This window comes from Sphingomonas sp. IC4-52 (assembly GCF_020707225.1).
GTDB lineage: Bacteria > Pseudomonadota > Alphaproteobacteria > Sphingomonadales > Sphingomonadaceae > Sphingomonas.
Map to the genome: position 1 here is coordinate 188,941 of NZ_JAJFEU010000002.1, position 17,198 is coordinate 206,138.

General features: G+C 64.1%; 16 protein-coding genes. 14 read left to right on the top strand and 2 right to left on the bottom strand.

What is annotated here, in order from left to right; genetic code table 11:
• Positions 1–33: 33 nt before the first annotated feature.
• On the bottom strand, positions 34–1,050 hold the full coding sequence (locus LK535_RS07325) for an arginine N-succinyltransferase (RefSeq protein ID WP_227771251.1): 1,017 nt from the start codon (positions 1,048–1,050) through the stop codon (positions 34–36).
• Positions 1,047–2,246 carry a hydrolase gene (locus tag LK535_RS07330; RefSeq protein ID WP_227771252.1) on the bottom strand — a complete coding sequence of 400 codons (1,200 nt, stop codon included), beginning with the start codon at positions 2,244–2,246 and terminating at the stop codon, positions 1,047–1,049. The genes LK535_RS07325 and LK535_RS07330 overlap by 4 nt, the downstream gene beginning before the upstream one ends.
• 152 nt (positions 2,247–2,398) lie before the next feature.
• On the opposite strand from LK535_RS07330, the gene ndhC reads away from it, so the two are divergent.
• The 14 genes from ndhC (at position 2,399) to nuoN (ending at position 17,187) form a co-directional block, all read left to right on the top strand.
• Entirely contained in the window at positions 2,399–2,773 is a 375-nt protein-coding gene (gene ndhC / locus LK535_RS07335; RefSeq protein ID WP_227771253.1) for an NADH-quinone oxidoreductase subunit A, read from the top strand.
• A gap of 2 nt (positions 2,774–2,775) precedes the next feature.
• Entirely contained in the window at positions 2,776–3,342 is a 567-nt protein-coding gene (locus LK535_RS07340; protein ID WP_046410043.1) for a NuoB/complex I 20 kDa subunit family protein, read from the top strand.
• The gene (locus tag LK535_RS07345) at positions 3,339–4,187 is read left to right on the top strand and encodes an NADH-quinone oxidoreductase subunit C (protein WP_227771254.1); all 849 of its coding nucleotides are present in this window, start codon (positions 3,339–3,341) and stop codon (positions 4,185–4,187) included. Before LK535_RS07340 ends, LK535_RS07345 begins: the two co-directional genes overlap by 4 nt.
• Entirely contained in the window at positions 4,184–5,443 is a 1,260-nt protein-coding gene (locus LK535_RS07350) for an NADH-quinone oxidoreductase subunit D (RefSeq protein ID WP_227771255.1), read from the top strand. Before LK535_RS07345 ends, LK535_RS07350 begins: the two co-directional genes overlap by 4 nt.
• A complete protein-coding gene (locus LK535_RS07355) occupies positions 5,443–6,138 on the top strand; it encodes a complex I 24 kDa subunit family protein (protein WP_227771256.1) in 696 nt (231 codons plus the stop codon). The genes LK535_RS07350 and LK535_RS07355 overlap by 1 nt, the downstream gene beginning before the upstream one ends.
• A complete protein-coding gene (gene nuoF / locus LK535_RS07360) occupies positions 6,135–7,454 on the top strand; it encodes an NADH-quinone oxidoreductase subunit NuoF (protein WP_227771257.1) in 1,320 nt (439 codons plus the stop codon). Before LK535_RS07355 ends, nuoF begins: the two co-directional genes overlap by 4 nt.
• Positions 7,454–9,454, top strand: a complete 2,001-nt coding sequence (gene nuoG, locus LK535_RS07365) for an NADH-quinone oxidoreductase subunit NuoG (protein ID WP_227771258.1) — start codon at positions 7,454–7,456, stop codon at positions 9,452–9,454. The genes nuoF and nuoG overlap by 1 nt, the downstream gene beginning before the upstream one ends.
• Positions 9,451–10,500, top strand: a complete 1,050-nt coding sequence (nuoH, locus tag LK535_RS07370; protein ID WP_227771259.1) for an NADH-quinone oxidoreductase subunit NuoH — start codon at positions 9,451–9,453, stop codon at positions 10,498–10,500. Before nuoG ends, nuoH begins: the two co-directional genes overlap by 4 nt.
• A gap of 3 nt (positions 10,501–10,503) precedes the next feature.
• Positions 10,504–10,989: an NADH-quinone oxidoreductase subunit NuoI gene (gene nuoI, locus LK535_RS07375; protein WP_227771260.1), complete on the top strand. Its 486-nt coding sequence runs from the start codon at positions 10,504–10,506 to the stop codon at positions 10,987–10,989.
• Positions 10,990–11,028: 39 nt separating this feature from the next.
• Positions 11,029–11,640, top strand: coding sequence for an NADH-quinone oxidoreductase subunit J (locus LK535_RS07380; RefSeq protein ID WP_227771261.1), 612 nt, complete (start codon positions 11,029–11,031; stop codon positions 11,638–11,640).
• A gap of 5 nt (positions 11,641–11,645) precedes the next feature.
• Entirely contained in the window at positions 11,646–11,966 is a 321-nt protein-coding gene (gene nuoK / locus LK535_RS07385; protein ID WP_227771565.1) for an NADH-quinone oxidoreductase subunit NuoK, read from the top strand.
• Between the two features lie 7 nt (positions 11,967–11,973).
• Positions 11,974–14,064 (top strand): NADH-quinone oxidoreductase subunit L, encoded by a 2,091-nt coding sequence (nuoL, locus tag LK535_RS07390; RefSeq protein WP_227771262.1) that lies wholly within the window; start codon positions 11,974–11,976, stop codon positions 14,062–14,064.
• 103 nt (positions 14,065–14,167) lie between these two features.
• Complete coding sequence (locus LK535_RS07395) at positions 14,168–15,727, top strand: NADH-quinone oxidoreductase subunit M (protein WP_227771263.1); 1,560 nt, start codon at positions 14,168–14,170, stop codon at positions 15,725–15,727.
• The gene (gene nuoN, locus LK535_RS07400) at positions 15,727–17,187 is read left to right on the top strand and encodes an NADH-quinone oxidoreductase subunit NuoN (RefSeq protein WP_227771264.1); all 1,461 of its coding nucleotides are present in this window, start codon (positions 15,727–15,729) and stop codon (positions 17,185–17,187) included. Before LK535_RS07395 ends, nuoN begins: the two co-directional genes overlap by 1 nt.
• The last annotated feature ends 11 nt before the right edge of the window (positions 17,188–17,198 follow it).

The following is a 17,198-nucleotide window of genomic DNA, read 5'->3' on the forward strand; positions in this document are numbered from 1 at the left end:
CTCCCCGGCGCAGGCCATCGGTCAGCGTTGCAGTCAGATCCGCGCCACGTGCAGCACGCGGGAATCCTCGCGCGCCTGGATCGCCGCGGCGCAATCGGGGTCGATCACCACCTCGCTACCGACCTCGCGCACATTGCCGAAGGCGCAGCGGAAATCGGACAAGCGTCCCTGAGCGACCAGCGCCTCGGTGCCGCCGTCACGATCAATGGCGACGATCCGTGCCTCGCGCGCTTCGCGGATGGAGCGTACCGAGTCGATCCGCGCCGTCATCGTCGGCCCGCCATCGAAGATGTCGATATACTTCTCGAATGCGAAGCCCTCGTTCTCGAGCATCCGCATCGCCGCCCGGCCGGACGGGTGGGGCAGGCCGATGGCTGCACGGGCTGTCTCGGACAGCATCGCGGTATAGATCGGATGCTTGGGCATCAGGTCAGCGATAAACTGATGGCCGTTGATGGCGTTGAAGGCGTCGGCATCCTGGAAGTTCATGCCGAAGAAGCGTCCGGCCAGCCCGTCCCAGAACGGCGAGCCGCCCGCTTCGTCGATCACGCCGCGCAACTCGGCGAGGATCCGGTCGCCGAACCGCTGGCGATGCGCCTTGATGAACAGATAGCGGCTTCGCGCCAACAACAGGCCCAGGCCGCCCGCCCGTTCTCCGGGATGAAGGAATAGGCCGCCCACCTCGCTCGATCCTTCCAGGTCGGTGGTCAGCGACAGCATCTCGGCGCGAAAGGTGCGGTCCAGTTCGCGGCTGTGCTGGGTCAGCATGCTGATGCGGTAGCTGTAGAACGGGTGCCGTTGGCCGACCTGGGTGAAGATCTGGCACGTGCCACGTACTTCGCCGGTTGCGGTATTTTCCAGGATCAGCACGAACAGCTCGTCAGCGACGCTTTCCTCGTCGCGCGTGAAGGCGGCGTGGCTGCGATCCAGCTTGGCTTTCAGCGCGCGGCGATCGGGCGGCAGGTTGGTAAAGCCGCCACCGGTCAGCTTCGCCATCTCGTACAGATGCGCCAGATCCTCGTCGCGCGCCGCGCGAACCACGAAAGTCACAAGCCGTTCTCCGCCAGTCGCAGGATGGTCACCGCCGAAAGCGCCGCTCGTTCGGCTAGGCTTTCGACGATCAGAAATTCGTCCGCAGAATGAATTGCGCCGCCCCGCACACCCATGGTGTCGATCACCGGGGTGCCGGCGGCGGCTATATTATTGCCGTCGCACACGCCGCCGGTGTCCCGCCATGCGATGGGCAGGTCCAGATCGCCGCCCACCTGACGAACCAGATCGAACAGACGCGCCGCGCCCGCGTCGATCGGCTTGGGCGGCCGATTGAAAGTGCCATGCACGTCGATGCGAACGTCATGTGCTGCGGCGACCGCGGCGACGGTGGTATCGATCGTCGTCCGCGCCCGTGCGATCTCATCGGCATCGGCAGGACGGAAGTTGACCCGTAACACCGCCAGGTCCGGAACGACATTGTTCGGCCCGCCGCCATCGATCCGCGCCGGGTTGACGGACAAGCGTGGTCCCTTGGCGGCATCCAGGGCCAGGGCAAGCGCGGCGGCAGCGACGATGGCGTTGCGGCCGTCCTGTGGATTGCGCCCGGCGTGGGCCGCGCGTCCGCGCACGACGATGGAGAAATTGCCCGTGCCCCCACGTGCGCCGGCCAGGGTTCCATCGGGCAGGGCCGGTTCATAGGTGAGCGCCGCGAGCTTGCCGCGCGCCGCCTCTGCGATCAACGCGGCGGACGAAAAGGATCCGGTTTCCTCGTCGGAGTTGATGATCACGTCATAGCCGATCGGGCACCGCGCCGCCTCCACCGCTTCGAGCGCGGCGAGCATGACGGCAAGGCCGCCTTTCATGTCGGCAACACCGGGGCCGTTGATCGTCCCGTCCGCCCGGTCCGTGAGGGTCTGGAATGGATGATCCGCGGGGTAGACGGTATCCATATGCCCCGTCAGGAGCAGCCGGCGCGCGGCGTCGGGCCTGACCGACACGTGCAGGTGTTGGCCGTGCGCCACCGCGGCGACCGTGCCATCTGCCGCCACTCGCTCTGCGGCAGCCGGTTCGATCAGCCGCACGGTGCCGGGCAGCGCGGCGAACGCGTCCGCCAGCATGCCGGCCATCGCGTCCAGCCCGGCGATATTGCCGGTGCCGCTGTTCACCGCCGCCCACGCCCTTGTCCGCGCGAGCATTGGCGAGGCGCTTGTGCGCGCAACTGCCTGCTCTTCGATCCGGCTCAATGCTGTCATGCCGCCGGTTGCTAGCCGAAGCCCGAAATCCCGGCCACCCCAGGAAGTTGCGAGTGATTCTCACCGGCCCGATGCCTTGCCCCGTCCGTCCGGCGGGCCTAAAGCGCCCCCGTTCCGTTCGCCCGTGCGAGAAAAGCCCCGAAAGAGCGCCGATGGTTGACCTGTCGCAATATCTGCCGATCCTGATGTTCCTCGGCGTGGCACTCGTGCTGTCGTCGGCGTTCGTGTTTCTGCCCATGGCAGTTTCGCGGCTGACGGGTTCGTACAAGCCGTCCGTCGAAAAACTCAGCGAATATGAATGCGGCTTCCCCGCTTTCGAGGACAGCCGCGCGCAATTTGACGTGCGATTTTATCTAGTTGCGATCCTGTTCATCATCTTCGATCTCGAGGCCGCGTTCCTATATCCCTGGGCGGTCAGCGTGTTCGATCTCGGCTGGACCGCCTGGATCAGCATGATGATCTTTATCGGCGAGCTCGCGCTTGGCCTTGTATACGCCTGGAAAAAGGGCGCACTGGATTGGGAATGACCATGCACTCCGGCCCCGTCGAACTTCCGCGCGACGCGCGCGCGATCTCCAGTGGAACGGGCCTCGTTCAGCCCGATCCCGGCTTCTTCAACGACCTGAACGGTGAGCTGACCGACAAGGGCTTCCTCGTCACCTCGACGGAGGAGCTGTTCCAGTGGGCCCGCACGGGTTCGCTGTGGTGGATGACGTTCGGTCTCGCCTGCTGCGCGGTGGAGATGATCCACGTCAACATGCCGCGTTACGATCTGGAGCGGTTCGGCGCCGCGCCGCGCGCGTCACCGCGCCAGTCGGACGTGATGATCGTTGCCGGCACGCTCTGCAACAAGATGGCCCCGGCGCTGCGCCGCGTGTACGACCAGATGTCGGAGCCGAAATACGTCATCTCGATGGGCTCGTGCGCCAATGGCGGCGGCTATTATCACTATAGCTACAGCGTCGTGCGCGGCTGCGATCGCGTGGTGCCGGTCGACATCTATGTCCCGGGCTGCCCGCCGACCGCCGAGGCGCTGCTGTACGGCATCATGCAGCTGCAGCGGAAGATCCGCCGCTCGGGGAGCATCGAACGGTGAGGGCGCCTGCACCCCGCTGGGCCGCAGAGCTAAACGACGCGACGCTCGATGCGGCGCGCGCCGCCATCCCGAACGGGCTGGTCGATGCCTTCGCGCATGTTGGCGAGATCCAGCTGCACGTTCACCGCGATCACCTGATCGCGGCGTTGACCGCGCTGCGTGATACGCCGGGGCTGGAATACCAGCAGCTGATGGATATCGCCGGGGTGGACTATCCCGATCGTGGCGAGGAGCGGTTCGAGGTGGTCTATTGCCTCCTCTCGCTGACCCGTAACCATCGTCTGCACGTCCATGTTGCCGCGTCCGAAGACACCCCGGTGCCGACGGTGACTGAGCTGTGGCCGGTGGCTGGCTGGTATGAGCGTGAAGTGTACGACATGTATGGCGTGCTGTTCGCCGGCAATCGCGACCTGCGCCGCATCCTGACCGACTATGGCTTCCGCGGCCATCCACAGCGCAAGGACTTCCCGCTCAGCGGCTATGTCGAGATGCGCTACTCGGAAGAAGTAAAGCGCGTCGTGTACGAACCGGTAAAGCTCGCGCAGGATTTCCGTACCTTTGATTTCACCAGCCCGTGGGAAGGGGCGGAATACGTCCTGCCGGGCGATGAGAAGGGTTCGTTGCCAGAGGCCAAGGGTGCGCCGACACCGCTCAGCGCGGATCAGGTGCAGAAGGCCGGTGCGACTCAGTCGCCCGCCAAGCCCGCCGCGGCACCCAGCGAGTCCTATGCGAAAAAGGATGCGGACAGCACGGCCGAAACCGGCGCTGGCAAGCCCCATCCGCATATCGGCGAAAAGCCAGCCGACCGCGACGTCATTCCCGGCAAGGGAGGGCAGAACCAATGACCGATACCGTCCTTAACGATCGCATCGATCCCGCTACGGAGCGGCTGGCTGATGTGGCGGAAGGGGATCGCACCCATGATGAGGTGGCGATCCAGAATTACACGATCAACTTCGGCCCGCAGCATCCCGCGGCGCACGGCGTGCTTCGCCTCGTCATGGAGCTCGACGGCGAAATCGTCGAGCGCATCGATCCGCACGTCGGCCTGCTTCACCGCGGCACCGAGAAGCTGATCGAGTACAAGACCTATCAGCAGGCGATCCCCTATTTCGATCGCCTCGATTATTGCTCGCCGATGTGCATGGAGCACACCTTCGTGCTCGCGATCGAGAAGCTGCTTGATCTCGAAGTGCCGCTGCGTGCGCAATACCTGCGTGTGTTCTTCGCTGAACTGACGCGCATCAAGAACCACATGCTGAACCTCGGCAGCCATGTCATGGACGTTGGCGCGATGACGCCGAACTTGTGGCTGTTCGAGCTGCGCGAAGACTGCATGAACTTTTACGAGCGCGCGTCGGGCGCTCGTATGCATGCGAATTATTTCCGTGTCGGCGGCGTGCACGAGGATGTGCCGCTGAAGCTGCTGACGGATATCGCCGACTGGCTCGACAATCGCCTGCCGGTCCTGTTCGAGGACGCGATCAGCCTTGTCGCTGACAATCGCATCTTCAAACAGCGCAACGTCGATATTGGCATTGTCAGCCGCGACGACGCGATCCGCTGGGGCTTCTCGGGTCCGATGATCCGCGCGGCGGGCGTGCCCTGGGATCTGCGCAAGCAGCAGCCCTATGACGTCTACGCCAAGATGGACTTTGAAATCCCCGTTGGCACCCGTGGCGATTGCTATGATCGCTTCATGGTGCGCGTGGAGGAGGTCCGCCAGTCTGCGCGGATCATGAAGCAGTGCCTGGCCGAAATGCCGGAGGGGCCGATCGCCAGCCTCGATCGCAAGGTCGTTCCGCCCAAGCGCGGCGAGATGAAGCAGTCGATGGAAGCGCTCATCCACCACTTCAAGCTCTATACCGAGGGCTTCCACGTGCCCGCTGGCGAGGTTTACGTCGCCACGGAGAGCCCGAAGGGTGAGTTTGGCGTGTATCTGGTGTCCGACGGCACCAACAAGCCGTACCGCTGCAAGATCAGGCCGACGGCCTTCTCGCACCTGCAGGCAATGGACTTCATGAGCCGCGGCCACATGCTCGCGGACACCACCGCCATTCTCGGCGCGATGGATATCGTTTTTGGTGAATGTGACCGCTGATGGCTGACGCTCCCCAGATCCCCGACGAGGCCGAAGTCCGCGCGCGCTGGAGCGGTTTCCAGTGGTCCGACGAAAATATTGCCAAGCGCAACGCGATTCTCGCGCGTTACCCTGCTGGCCGCGAACAGTCCGCGTCGATTCCGCTGCTCGATCTGGCACAGCGCCAGGTGGGGGCGGAAACGAACACGCAGGGTTGGTTGCCGGTGCCGGTGATCGAGTTCGTCGCGCGCGAGATCGGCGTGCCGTACATCCGCGTGTTCGAGGTCGCGACCTTCTACACGATGTTCAATCTGGCGCCGGTCGGCCGTTTTCACGTGCAGGTCTGTGGCACCACCCCGTGCATGCTGCGTGGCTCTGACGACGTGCTGGCGGCGTGCAAGAACCGTGGCCTTACCAAGGGCAAGACGACGCCGGACGGCCTGTTCACGCTGACCGAGGTCGAGTGCATGGGCAATTGCGCCTCGGCACCGATGGTCCAGATCAACGACGACAATTTTGAGGATCTCGACTACGATCGCACGCTGGCGATCCTCGATGCGCTGGCGCGCGGCGAGCAGCCCAAGGCGGGCACGCAGGAGCCCGGCCGCCACACGGTCGAGCCGCTCGGCGGCCCGACCACGCTGACCGCGATGGTGAACGAGAACCACGATTACCGTTCCGAATGGAACAATCCTGCCGTGGGAGCGAGCGCATGAGCGTCATCACGTCCCTGACGGACAAGGACCGCATCTTCACGAACCTCTACGGCTATCAGCCGTGGACGTTGCAGGCCGCACGCCAGCGCGGTGATTGGGACAATACCAAGGCGCTGCTGGAGCTTGGCCAGGACAAGATCATCGACGTGATCAAGGCCTCGGGCCTGCGCGGTCGCGGCGGTGCGGGCTTCCCGACCGGCACGAAATGGTCGTTCATGCCCAAGACGCCGAGCCCCGAGCGGCCGAGCTTCCTGGTCATCAATGCCGACGAATCCGAGCCCGGTTCGTGCAAGGACCGCGAGATCATCCGCCACGATCCGCACAAGCTGATCGAGGGCGCGCTGGTCGCCGGCTTCGCGATGCGGGCGCGGGCGGCGTACATCTACATCCGCGGCGAATATATCCGCGAGGCCGAGACGCTCTTCGCGGCCGTGCAGGAGGCGTATGACGCCGGCCTTGTGGGCAAGAACGCCTGCGGCTCGGGCTATGACTTCGACGTCTTCGTCCACCGCGGCGCTGGCGCGTACATCTGCGGCGAAGAGACCGCGATGATCGAAAGCCTGGAAGGCAAAAAGGGCCAGCCGCGCCTCAAGCCGCCATTCCCGGCCGGCGCCGGCCTCTACGGCTGCCCCACGACGGTGAACAACGTCGAGAGCATCGCGGTTGCGCCGACGATCCTGCGGCGCGGTGCCGAGTGGTTCTCGAGCTTCGGCGCGGAGAACAACAAGGGCACCAAGCTCTTCCAGATCAGCGGCCATGTCGAAAAGCCCTGCGTGGTCGAGGAAGCGATGAGCATCCCGTTCCGCGAGCTGATCGAAAAGCATTGCGGCGGCATCCGCGGCGGCTGGGACAATCTCCTCGCGGTGATCCCGGGCGGCTCGTCCGTGCCGCTCGTCCCGGCGAAGGAGATCATGGACGCGCCGATGGACTTTGACGGCCTGAAGGCGGTCGGCTCGGGCCTCGGCACCGCGGCGATCATCGTCATGGACAAGTCCACGGACGTGGTCCGCGCGATCAGCCGCATCTCGTATTTCTACAAGCACGAGAGCTGCGGCCAGTGCACGCCGTGCCGTGAAGGCACCGGCTGGATGTGGCGCGTGATGGAGCGGCTGCGCACTGGCGACGCCGAAATCGGCGAGATCGACATGCTTCAGCAAGTGACGAAGCAGGTCGAGGGCCATTCGATCTGCGCACTGGGCGACGCGGCGGCCTGGCCGATCCAGGGCCTGATCAAGCATTTCCGCCCCGAGCTGGAACGCCGCATCACCGAACGTAAGGGTGGCGGTCTCGCCCCCATGCAGGAAGCTGCAGAATAATGCCCAAGCTGAAGGTAGACGGGATCGAGGTTGAGGTGCCGCAGGGAGCCACCGTGCTCCAGGCGTGCGAAGCGGCCGGCAAGGAAATCCCGCGTTTCTGTTATCACGAGCGGCTGAGCATCGCCGGCAACTGCCGCATGTGCCTGGTCGAGGTGAAGCCCGGACCGCCCAAGCCGCAGGCGTCGTGCGCGCTGCCCGCGGCGGACAATCAGGAAGTGTTCACTACTTCGCCGATGGTGAAGCATGCCCGCGAGGGCATCATGGAATTCCTGTTGATCAACCACCCGCTGGATTGCCCGATCTGCGATCAGGGTGGCGAGTGCGATCTTCAGGATCAGGCGGTTGCCTATGGCCGCGGCCACAGCCGCTTCCAGGAAAACAAGCGCGCGGTCACCGAGAAGTACATGGGCCCGATCGTCAAGACGATCATGACCCGCTGCATCCAGTGCACGCGCTGCGTCCGCTTCGCGGAAGAAGTGTCGGGCGTGGAGGAAATCGGCGCGATCTATCGCGGCGAGAACATGCAGATCACCTCCTACCTCGAAAAGGCGGTGACCAGCGAACTGTCCGGTAACGTCGTTGATCTGTGTCCGGTAGGCGCGCTCACCTCGAAGCCATATTCGTTCGAGGCGCGCCCGTGGGAGCTCAAGAAGACGCTGACAATCGACGTGATGGACGCGGTGGGCACGAACATCCGCCTCGACAGCCGCGGTCGTCAGGTGCTGCGTTCGCTGCCGCGCGTGAACGAGGACGTGAACGAGGAGTGGGCGACCGATAAGACGCGCCACGCCGTCGACGGTCTCGTTCGCCGCCGTCTCGACCGCCCCTATGTGCGTCGCGACGGCAAGCTGGTTCCGGCAAGCTGGGACGAGGCGTTCGCCGTGATCGCAGAGGTGGCGAAGGGGGCCGGTGACAGCGTTGCTGCCGTGGCTGGCGATCTCGTCGATTGCGAAACGATGTTCGCGGCCAAGGCGCTGCTGAAGGACATGGGCTCGTCGCTGCTCGAAGGGCGGCAGACCGGCATGGACTATGATACGTCCAGCCTGGCCGCGGTGAACTTCAACACCACCATCGCCGGTATCGAACGGGCGGACGCGATCCTGCTGGTCGGCACCAATCTTCGTTGGGAAGCCAGCCTCGTCAACACGCGCATTCGCAAAGCGATCAAGCGCGGTGCCAAGGTCTGGGCGATCGGCCCGGAGACGGAGTTGACCTACAAGGTCGAGTGGCTCGGCAACGACCTGGCAGTGCTCGGCAATCTGCCGGAAGCGCTCACCGAGGCGTTCGGAAAGGCGGAGCGTCCGGCGGTCATCGTCGGCGGTGGCGCACTGAAGGGCGCCCACGGCGCAGCGCTCGGGCTGGTCGAGAAGCTTGGCCTCATCAAGGATGGCTGGAACGGGTTCAACGTCCTGCACATGGCGGCCAGCCGCATGGGCGGGCTGATGCTCGGCTTTGCGCAGAAGGCCGGCGTTTCCGCGCTGTACGACGCAAAGCTCACCTTCTTCCTGGGCGCGGACGAGTGCGATTTCACCCGTTTCGCCGGCTTCAAGGTTTATGTCGGCCACCATGGCGACAAGGGTGCGGCGGCCGCGGACGTGGTGCTGCCTGGCGCCAGCTATGCGGAAAAGTCGGGCACCTATGTGAACCTCGAAGGCCGGGTACAGCGCGGCAATCGTGCCGTTTTCGCGCCTGGCGATGCGCGTGAGGACTGGACCATTTTCCGCGCGCTGTCGGAAACGCTCGGTCGGCCGCTCCCCTTCGACACCATGGACGAATTGCGCGCTGCCATGGCGCTCGATTGCCCGGAACTGGCGAACGAAGGCCTGCTGACCTTTGCCTGGAACCCGCCGTCGCTCGACACGAAGGCTGAGGGCGTGATGGAAGGCTATCCGATCAAGGACTTCTATCTCACCAATGCGATCTGCCGCGCCTCGCCGACGATGCAGCGTTGCTCGGCTGAACTGGTGCACGGCGAAATCGTCGCGGAGGCCGCGGAATGACCGCCTTTTTCAACGAAACTCTTGGCCTGCCTTATGGCTGGGCGTGGTTCCTGGCCACACTCGTCGGCATTCTCGTCATTGCGCTGCCGCTGATGCTGGCGGTGGCGATGATCATTTATGCCGATCGCAAGATCTGGGCGGCGATGGCGCTGCGTCGCGGCCCGAACGTCGTTGGCCCGTTCGGCCTCATGCAGTCCTTCGCGGACGGCCTGAAGGTGTTCCTGCAGGAAACGATCGTTCCCGCGGCGGCGAACCGCGGCCTCTTCCTGCTGGCACCGATCATCACCTTCACCGTGGCGCTGATCGTCTGGGCGGTGGTGCCGTTCGACATTGGCGTCGTGCTCGCCGACATCAACGTCGGTCTGCTCTACATCCTCGCGGCCTCGTCGCTGGGCGTGTACGGCATCATCCTCGCCGGCTGGTCGTCGAACTCAAAATATCCGTTCTTCTCGGCCATTCGTGCCGCGGCGCAGATGGTCAGCTATGAAGTGGCAATTGGCTTCATCCTGATCTCGATCGTGATGTGGGCCGGCTCGTTCAATCTCACCTCGATCGTCGAAGCGCAGCGCAGCGTGCTGAACACGCCCGTCAACGGGTTCTTCCTGAACCCGCTGTTGTTCCCGATGGCGGTGATGTTCTTCATCTCGTCGCTGGCCGAAACCCAGCGCGCGCCCTTCGATCTGACCGAGGCAGAGTCGGAGCTCGTTGCCGGCTATCAGACCGAATATTCGTCGATGAGCTTCGCGCTCTACTGGCTTGGCGAATATGCCAACGTCATCCTGATGTGCACGCTGAACGCGACGCTGTTCTGGGGTGGCTATCTGCCGCCGTTCGACTGGGCGCCGCTGTACTACGTGCCCGGGATTGTCTGGCTGTTCGCCAAGATCCTGTTCTTCTTCTTCTGCTTCAGCTGGGTGAAGGCAACGGTGCCGAGGTACCGTTACGATCAGCTGATGCGTCTCGGCTGGAAGGTGTTCCTGCCGGTGTCGCTATTCTGGGTATTCCTCGTGTCCGGCGTGCTGATGCTCGACCGAGTTGGGATCTGACGCATGGGTATCGCTTCGACGATCAAGGCCTTCACCCTCTGGGAGTTCGTGAAGGCCCACGCTTTGACCTTGAAGTATTTCTTCAAGCCCAAGGCGACGATCAACTATCCGTTCGAGCGTAACCCGGTGTCGCCGCGGTTCCGTGGCGAGCATGCGCTGCGTCGTTACCCCAATGGCGAGGAACGCTGCATCGCATGCAAGCTGTGCGAAGCGGTGTGCCCGGCGCTGGCGATCACGATCGAGGCCGAGCCGCGCGAGGACGGCAGCCGCCGCACCACGCGCTACGACATCGACATGACGAAGTGCATCTATTGCGGCCTGTGCCAGGAAGCCTGCCCGGTGGATGCGATTGTCGAGGGGCCGAACCTCGAATTCTCGACCGAGACCCGCGAGGAGCTGATCTACGACAAGGCCAAGCTGCTCGATAACGGTGATCGCTGGGAAAGCGCGATCGCGGCAAACATTGCCGCAGACGCGGCATATCGATAGGCGGCGCGCGATGATTCAACGGTTAGCAGGGGTGGCGGCATGATCCAGGCCATCGCCTTTTATCTCTTCGCCATCGTTGTGCTCGTATCGGGCGCGATGACGATTGCCTCGCGCAATCCGGTGCACAGCGTCCTGTGGCTGATCCTGGCGTTCTTCAACGCCGCTGGCCTGATGGTGCTGGCGGGTGCCGAGTTCATCGCGATGCTGCTCGTCATCGTCTATGTCGGGGCGGTCGCGGTGCTGTTCCTGTTCGTCGTGATGATGCTGGATATCGACTTTGCCGAGCTTCGCGCTGGTTTCGTTCGGTATTTCGGGATCGGTCTGGTTCTGGCGGTGGCGCTGGTGGCCGAGATCGTGATCGCGGTTGGTGCGTGGAGCGCCGGCGGCGTCGATCTGGCACGCCGCGGCGCACCGGTTGATCCCACCATCCCCAACATTCAGGCGATCGGCAACCTGCTCTACACCCGCTACCTCTTCGTCTTCGAAGGTGCAGGGCTGGTGCTGCTGGTCGCCATGATCGGGGCGATCGTGCTGACCCATCGTCAGCGCCAGGGCGTGCGCCCGCAAAATATCGCGCAGCAGATCGCGCGCCGTCCGCAGGATGCGACGCGCAACATGCGGCCGGAGATCGGACAGGGGGTGCAGCTGTGAGCGCCATGAATGCGGCCGGGGGGATTGGCCTGATCCATTATCTCGTCGTGGCAGCGTTGCTGTTCACGATGGGTGTGCTTGGTATCTTCCTCAACCGGAAGAACATCATCGTCATCTTGATGGCGATCGAGTTGATCCTGCTCGCGGTGAACATCAACCTCGTCGCTTTCTCTTCGGCGCTGGGCGATCTCGTGGGCCAGGTGTTCGCGATGTTCGTGCTCACCGTGGCGGCGGGCGAGGCGGCGATCGGCCTTGCGATCCTCGTTATCTTCTTCCGTGGCCGGGGCTCGATCTCGGTTGACGATCCCAGCCGGATGAAGGGCTGAACGACCCGTGACCTCGATCCTCTTCATCGTGTTCCTGCCGCTGCTCGCGGCGATCGTCGCTGGCTTCGGCAACAAGTCGGTTCCCGGCGTCGTCGCCAAGGGCGTGACTACCGGTGCGCTGTTCGTGTCGTGCGCGTTGTCGTGGCCGATCTTCCTCGGCTTCATGTCGGGAAGCCTCTCTGCGACCGTCACGCCGGTGCTGCACTTCATTACCTCGGGCACGTTTGACGCGTCCTGGTCGCTGCGGGTTGATGCCCTGACCAGCGTGATGCTGGTCGTGATCACCAGCGTCTCGGCGCTCGTCCATCTCTATAGCTGGGGCTATATGAGCGAGGACCCGGATCAGCCGCGGTTCTTCGCATACCTGTCGCTGTTCACCTTTGCGATGCTGATGCTGGTGACGGCCGACAACCTCATCCAGATGTTCTTCGGCTGGGAAGGCGTTGGTCTCGCCAGCTATCTGCTGATCGGTTTCTGGTTCAAGAAACCGAGCGCGCAGGCTGCCGCAATCAAGGCGTTTGTCGTCAACCGCGTCGGTGACCTGGGCTTCATGCTCGGCATCTTCGGCACCTATCTGGTGTTCGATACCGTCTCGATCCCCGCGATCCTTGAGGCCGCGCCTGGCATGGCCGGCTCGACCATCGGCTTCCTTGGCTATCGCTTCGATACGATGACGGTGCTCTGCCTGCTGCTGTTCGTGGGGGCGATGGGCAAGTCGGCGCAGCTTGGTCTTCACACCTGGCTGCCGGACGCGATGGAAGGCCCAACCCCGGTGTCGGCGCTGATCCATGCGGCGACGATGGTCACCGCGGGCGTCTTCATGGTCTGCCGCCTGTCGCCGATGTTCGAAGCGTCGCCCACCGCGCTGATGGTGGTGACCGGCATTGGGGCCGCAACCTGCATCTTCGCCGCGACGATCGGCACGACACAGACCGACATCAAGCGTGTGATCGCCTATTCGACCTGTTCGCAGCTCGGCTACATGTTCTTCGCCGCGGGCGTCGGCGCTTATGGCGCGGCGATGTTCCACCTGTTCACGCACGCCTTCTTCAAGGCGCTGCTGTTCCTGGGCGCAGGCTCGGTGATCCACGCGATGCACCATGAGCAGGACATGCGCTTCTATGGCGGCTTGCGTAAGCACATCCCGATCACCTTCTGGGCGATGATGCTGGGTACGCTGGCGATCACCGGCGTCGGTATCTACGGCTTCGGCGGTTTCGCCGGCTATCACTCGAAGGACGCGATCCTCGAGGTGGCATGGGCCTCGGGCCGCGGGCAGGGTGCCTTCTGGGTCGGCACGTTCGCCGCATTGCTGACGAGCTTCTACTCGTGGCGCCTCATGTTCCTCACCTTCTGGGGCAAGCCGCGCTGGGCCGGGTCGGAGCATATCCAGCACGCCGTGCACGACGCCCATGGCCATGGCCATGATGCGCACGGCCATGATGCACACGCCCATGACGATCCCGCCGCGGAGGATGCCGGTCACTCGCCGCACGCCCATGGTCATGATGCTCATGAGCTTCCGACGGGAACCGCTGGCTATCATCCGCATGAGAGCCCGCTCGTCATGCTGATCCCGCTGATCGTGCTGTCACTAGGCGCGGTGTTCGCTGGCTTCGTGTTCCATCACTGGTTCATCGAACCGGAGGCGGGCGAGACGTTCTGGCGCGGCAGCCTGTTCTTCAACGAACACCTCATGCACGAAATGCATCAGGTGCCGCTGCTGGTGAAGCTTGCCGCCACGATCGTGATGATCATCGGCCTGGTCGTTGCCTGGATGGCGTACATCTGGCGCACCGACATTCCGAAGCGGTTCACCGCGACGTTCGACGTGCTGTACGATTTCATCGCGCATAAATGGTATTTCGACGAGCTCTATCACCTGCTCTTCGTTCGCCCGTCCTTCGCCATTGGCCGCTTCTTCTGGCACAAGGGCGACGAGGGCACGATCGACCGCTTCGGCCCGAACGGTTCGGCATGGGTGGTCGCCCTGTCCAGCCGCGTGGCCGGACGGATCCAGACGGGTTACGTCTATACCTATGCATTCGTGATGCTGCTCGGGCTGACAGCCGCGGCCACCTGGGTGATCGCGGGATGATGGCCAGCACTTCACCATTGTTCGGGCGTCGCTCCGGGGCGCCCGTCCTTCCTTCGCGGGCGCCACGCCCTTCGACTAGCTCAGGGCGAACGGACGTTAAGTCGTGACATCCTTCCCGATCCTTTCCGTGATGCTCGCGATCCCGGCCATTGCCGCGGTCGCCTGCCTCTTCCTGTCCGCGCAAAGCGCGCGCTGGCTCGCGCTGGCTGCGACGCTTGTCGATCTCGCGCTCGGCGTGATCCTGTGGCTCAGCTTCGACATCGGCGGGGCGCAGTGGCAGTTCGTCGAATATGCGCCGGTGTTCGGCCGCTTTGCCTGGGCACTCGGCATCGACGGTTATGCGCTGCTGCTGATCGCGCTCAGCGTGTTCCTGATGCCGATCTGCATCGGCGCGTCGTGGCAGGCGATCGAGAAGCGCGTGCCGGAATATATGGCGGCGTTCCTGCTGACCGAAGTGCTAATGATCGGCACCTTCGCGGCGCAGGATATCTTCCTGTTCTACATCTTCTTCGAAGCCGGCCTGATCCCGATGTTCCTGATCATCGGCATTTGGGGTGGCGCGAACCGCATCTACGCGTCGTACAAGTTCTTCCTGTACACGCTGCTCGGCTCGCTGCTGATGTTCATCGCGATGCTCTACATGAGCATCACGGCCGACACGACGTCCATCCCGGCGCTGATGAACTATGACTTCCCGCCGGAAGTGCAAACCTGGCTGTGGCTGGCGTTCTTCGCCTCGTTCGCGGTGAAGATGCCGATGTGGCCGGTCCACACCTGGCTGCCCGACGCGCACGTTCAGGCGCCGACCGCCGGTTCGGTGATCCTGGCTGGCGTGCTCCTGAAGCTCGGCGGCTACGGCTTCCTGCGCTTCAGCATCCCGATGTTCCCGGAGGCTTCCTCGCAGCTCGTGTGGCTCGTGTTCGGTCTCAGCGCGGTGGCGGTGATCTACACCAGCCTCGTTGCGCTGGTGCAGTCCGACATGAAGAAGCTGATCGCTTATTCGTCGGTCGCGCACATGGCGATCGTCACCATCGGCCTGTTCGCGTTCAACGCGCAGGGCATCGAGGGTGCGATGCTGGTGATGCTCGGCCACGGGCTGGTGTCGGGCGCGCTGTTCCTGTGCGTCGGCGTCATCTATGATCGCCTGCACACCCGTGAGATCGCGCGCTACGGTGGCCTTGCCAACAACATGCCGCGCTACGCGATCCTGTTCCTGTTGTTCACCATGGCCTCGATCGGCCTGCCGGGCACCAGCAACTTCCCGGGCGAGCTGCTCTCGCTCATGGGAACGTACAAGGTCTCGACGACCGTCGCGCTGCTCTGCACGACCGGCATCATCCTTGGCGCGGCCTACATGCTGTACCTGTATCGCCGTGTGGTCTGGGGTGAGATCAAGTCGGACGAGGTCCGCGCCATGCCCGACCTGTCCAGCCGCGAAATGTGGCTGCTGGCGCCGATCGCCGCGGTGGTGCTGTGGATGGGTGTCTATCCCGAAAGCTTCATCGCGCCGATGCGTGCCGATACCGAGCGCCTGCTGGCCCGGATCGAGCGTGCGCAGCCCGCGGGTGACTCGCGGCCGACGCCGGGCACGGGAGTTATCCCGGCCGCCCACGCCGAAGGACATTCCGCGCCCAAATCTGACGCCCATGGGGAGGCGCACTGATGGATTACGCATCGCAGGTCGCGATGACCCTTCCCGAAATCGTGCTGGCGCTCGGCGCGCTGGCATTGATGATGGTTTCCGCCTGGGCGCAGCCTTCCGCGACGCGCGCCATTTCCTGGGCCGCGGTTGCCGTCCTCCTCGGCGCATGTCTCGCGCTGATCGGTCCGGCCACCGCTGGCGGCAGCGCGTTCGACGGCATGTACCGGGCGGACGCCTTTGCCGGTTTCAGCAAGGTGCTGATCTATATCGCGGCGGCCGTCGCGATCCTGCTCGCCCCGACCTTCTTTGAGCGCACGGCGGGCGATGATCTGCGGCCGGAATATCCGGTGCTGATCCTGCTTTCGGCGATCGGCATGGGCATCATGGTGTCCGCCGGCGACCTGCTGACCCTCTATATTGGCCTCGAGCTGCAGAGCCTTGCGGCGTATGTGCTGGCCAGCTTCATGCGCCAGGATCAGCGTTCGGCAGAGGCGGGCCTGAAGTATTTCGTGCTCGGCGCGCTGGCCAGCGGCATCCTGCTGTACGGCATCAGCCTGGTGTACGGCTTCACTGGCTCCACCATGTTCTACGAGGTTGCGGGCGCCTATGCCGCGTCGCCGCTCACTGGTGAGGCAAAGTCGATCGGCCTGATGTTCGGCCTGGTCTTCGTCTTCGCCGGCATCGCCTTCAAGATCAGCGCCGTGCCGTTCCACATGTGGACGCCGGACGTGTACGAAGGCGCGCCGACGCCGGTCACTGCCTTCTTCGCCTCCGCCCCGAAGGTCGCGGCAATGGGGCTCGCCGCCCGCGTCGCCATCGAGGCGATGGGCCCGGCCGATGTGCAGTGGCGTCAGATCGTGATCTTTGCCGCCCTGGCGTCGATCATCTTCGGTGCAGTGGCCGCGATCGGCCAGAGCAACATCAAGCGCCTGCTCGCTTACTCCTCGATCAACAACGTCGGCTTCGCGCTGATCGGTCTCGCCGCCGGTACACCCGAAGGCGTCGCTGCGGTGCTGACCTATATGGCGATCTATGTCGCCATGACGCTCGGCTCTTTCCTGGTCGTGCTGCAGATGCGCGACGTGACGGGACGGTCGATCGAAACGATCGCGTCGCTGTCCGGCCTGTCGCGCACGCGCCCTGGCCTCGCCGCCGCACTGGCGATCTTCATGTTCAGCCTCGCCGGCATTCCGCCGCTGTTCGGTTTCTGGGCGAAGTTCGCGGTATTCGATGCGGCGGTTCGTGCTGGCCTGTTCCCGCTGGCGGTCGTCGGCATCGCGGCCAGCGTGATCGGTGCGTATTATTACCTGCGCGTCGTCAAGACCATGTACTTCGACGAGCCGGCGGAATCCTTCGGTGAGGGCGACAAGCTCGAAGGCGGGCTGATCGCCGTGGCGGCGGTTGCCGTCTCGCCGCTCGGCTATCTCGCCATTCCGCTGCTGGGCAGCTGGACGATGGCGGCCGCGCAAGCCCTGTTCTGAGTGCAGCCGTT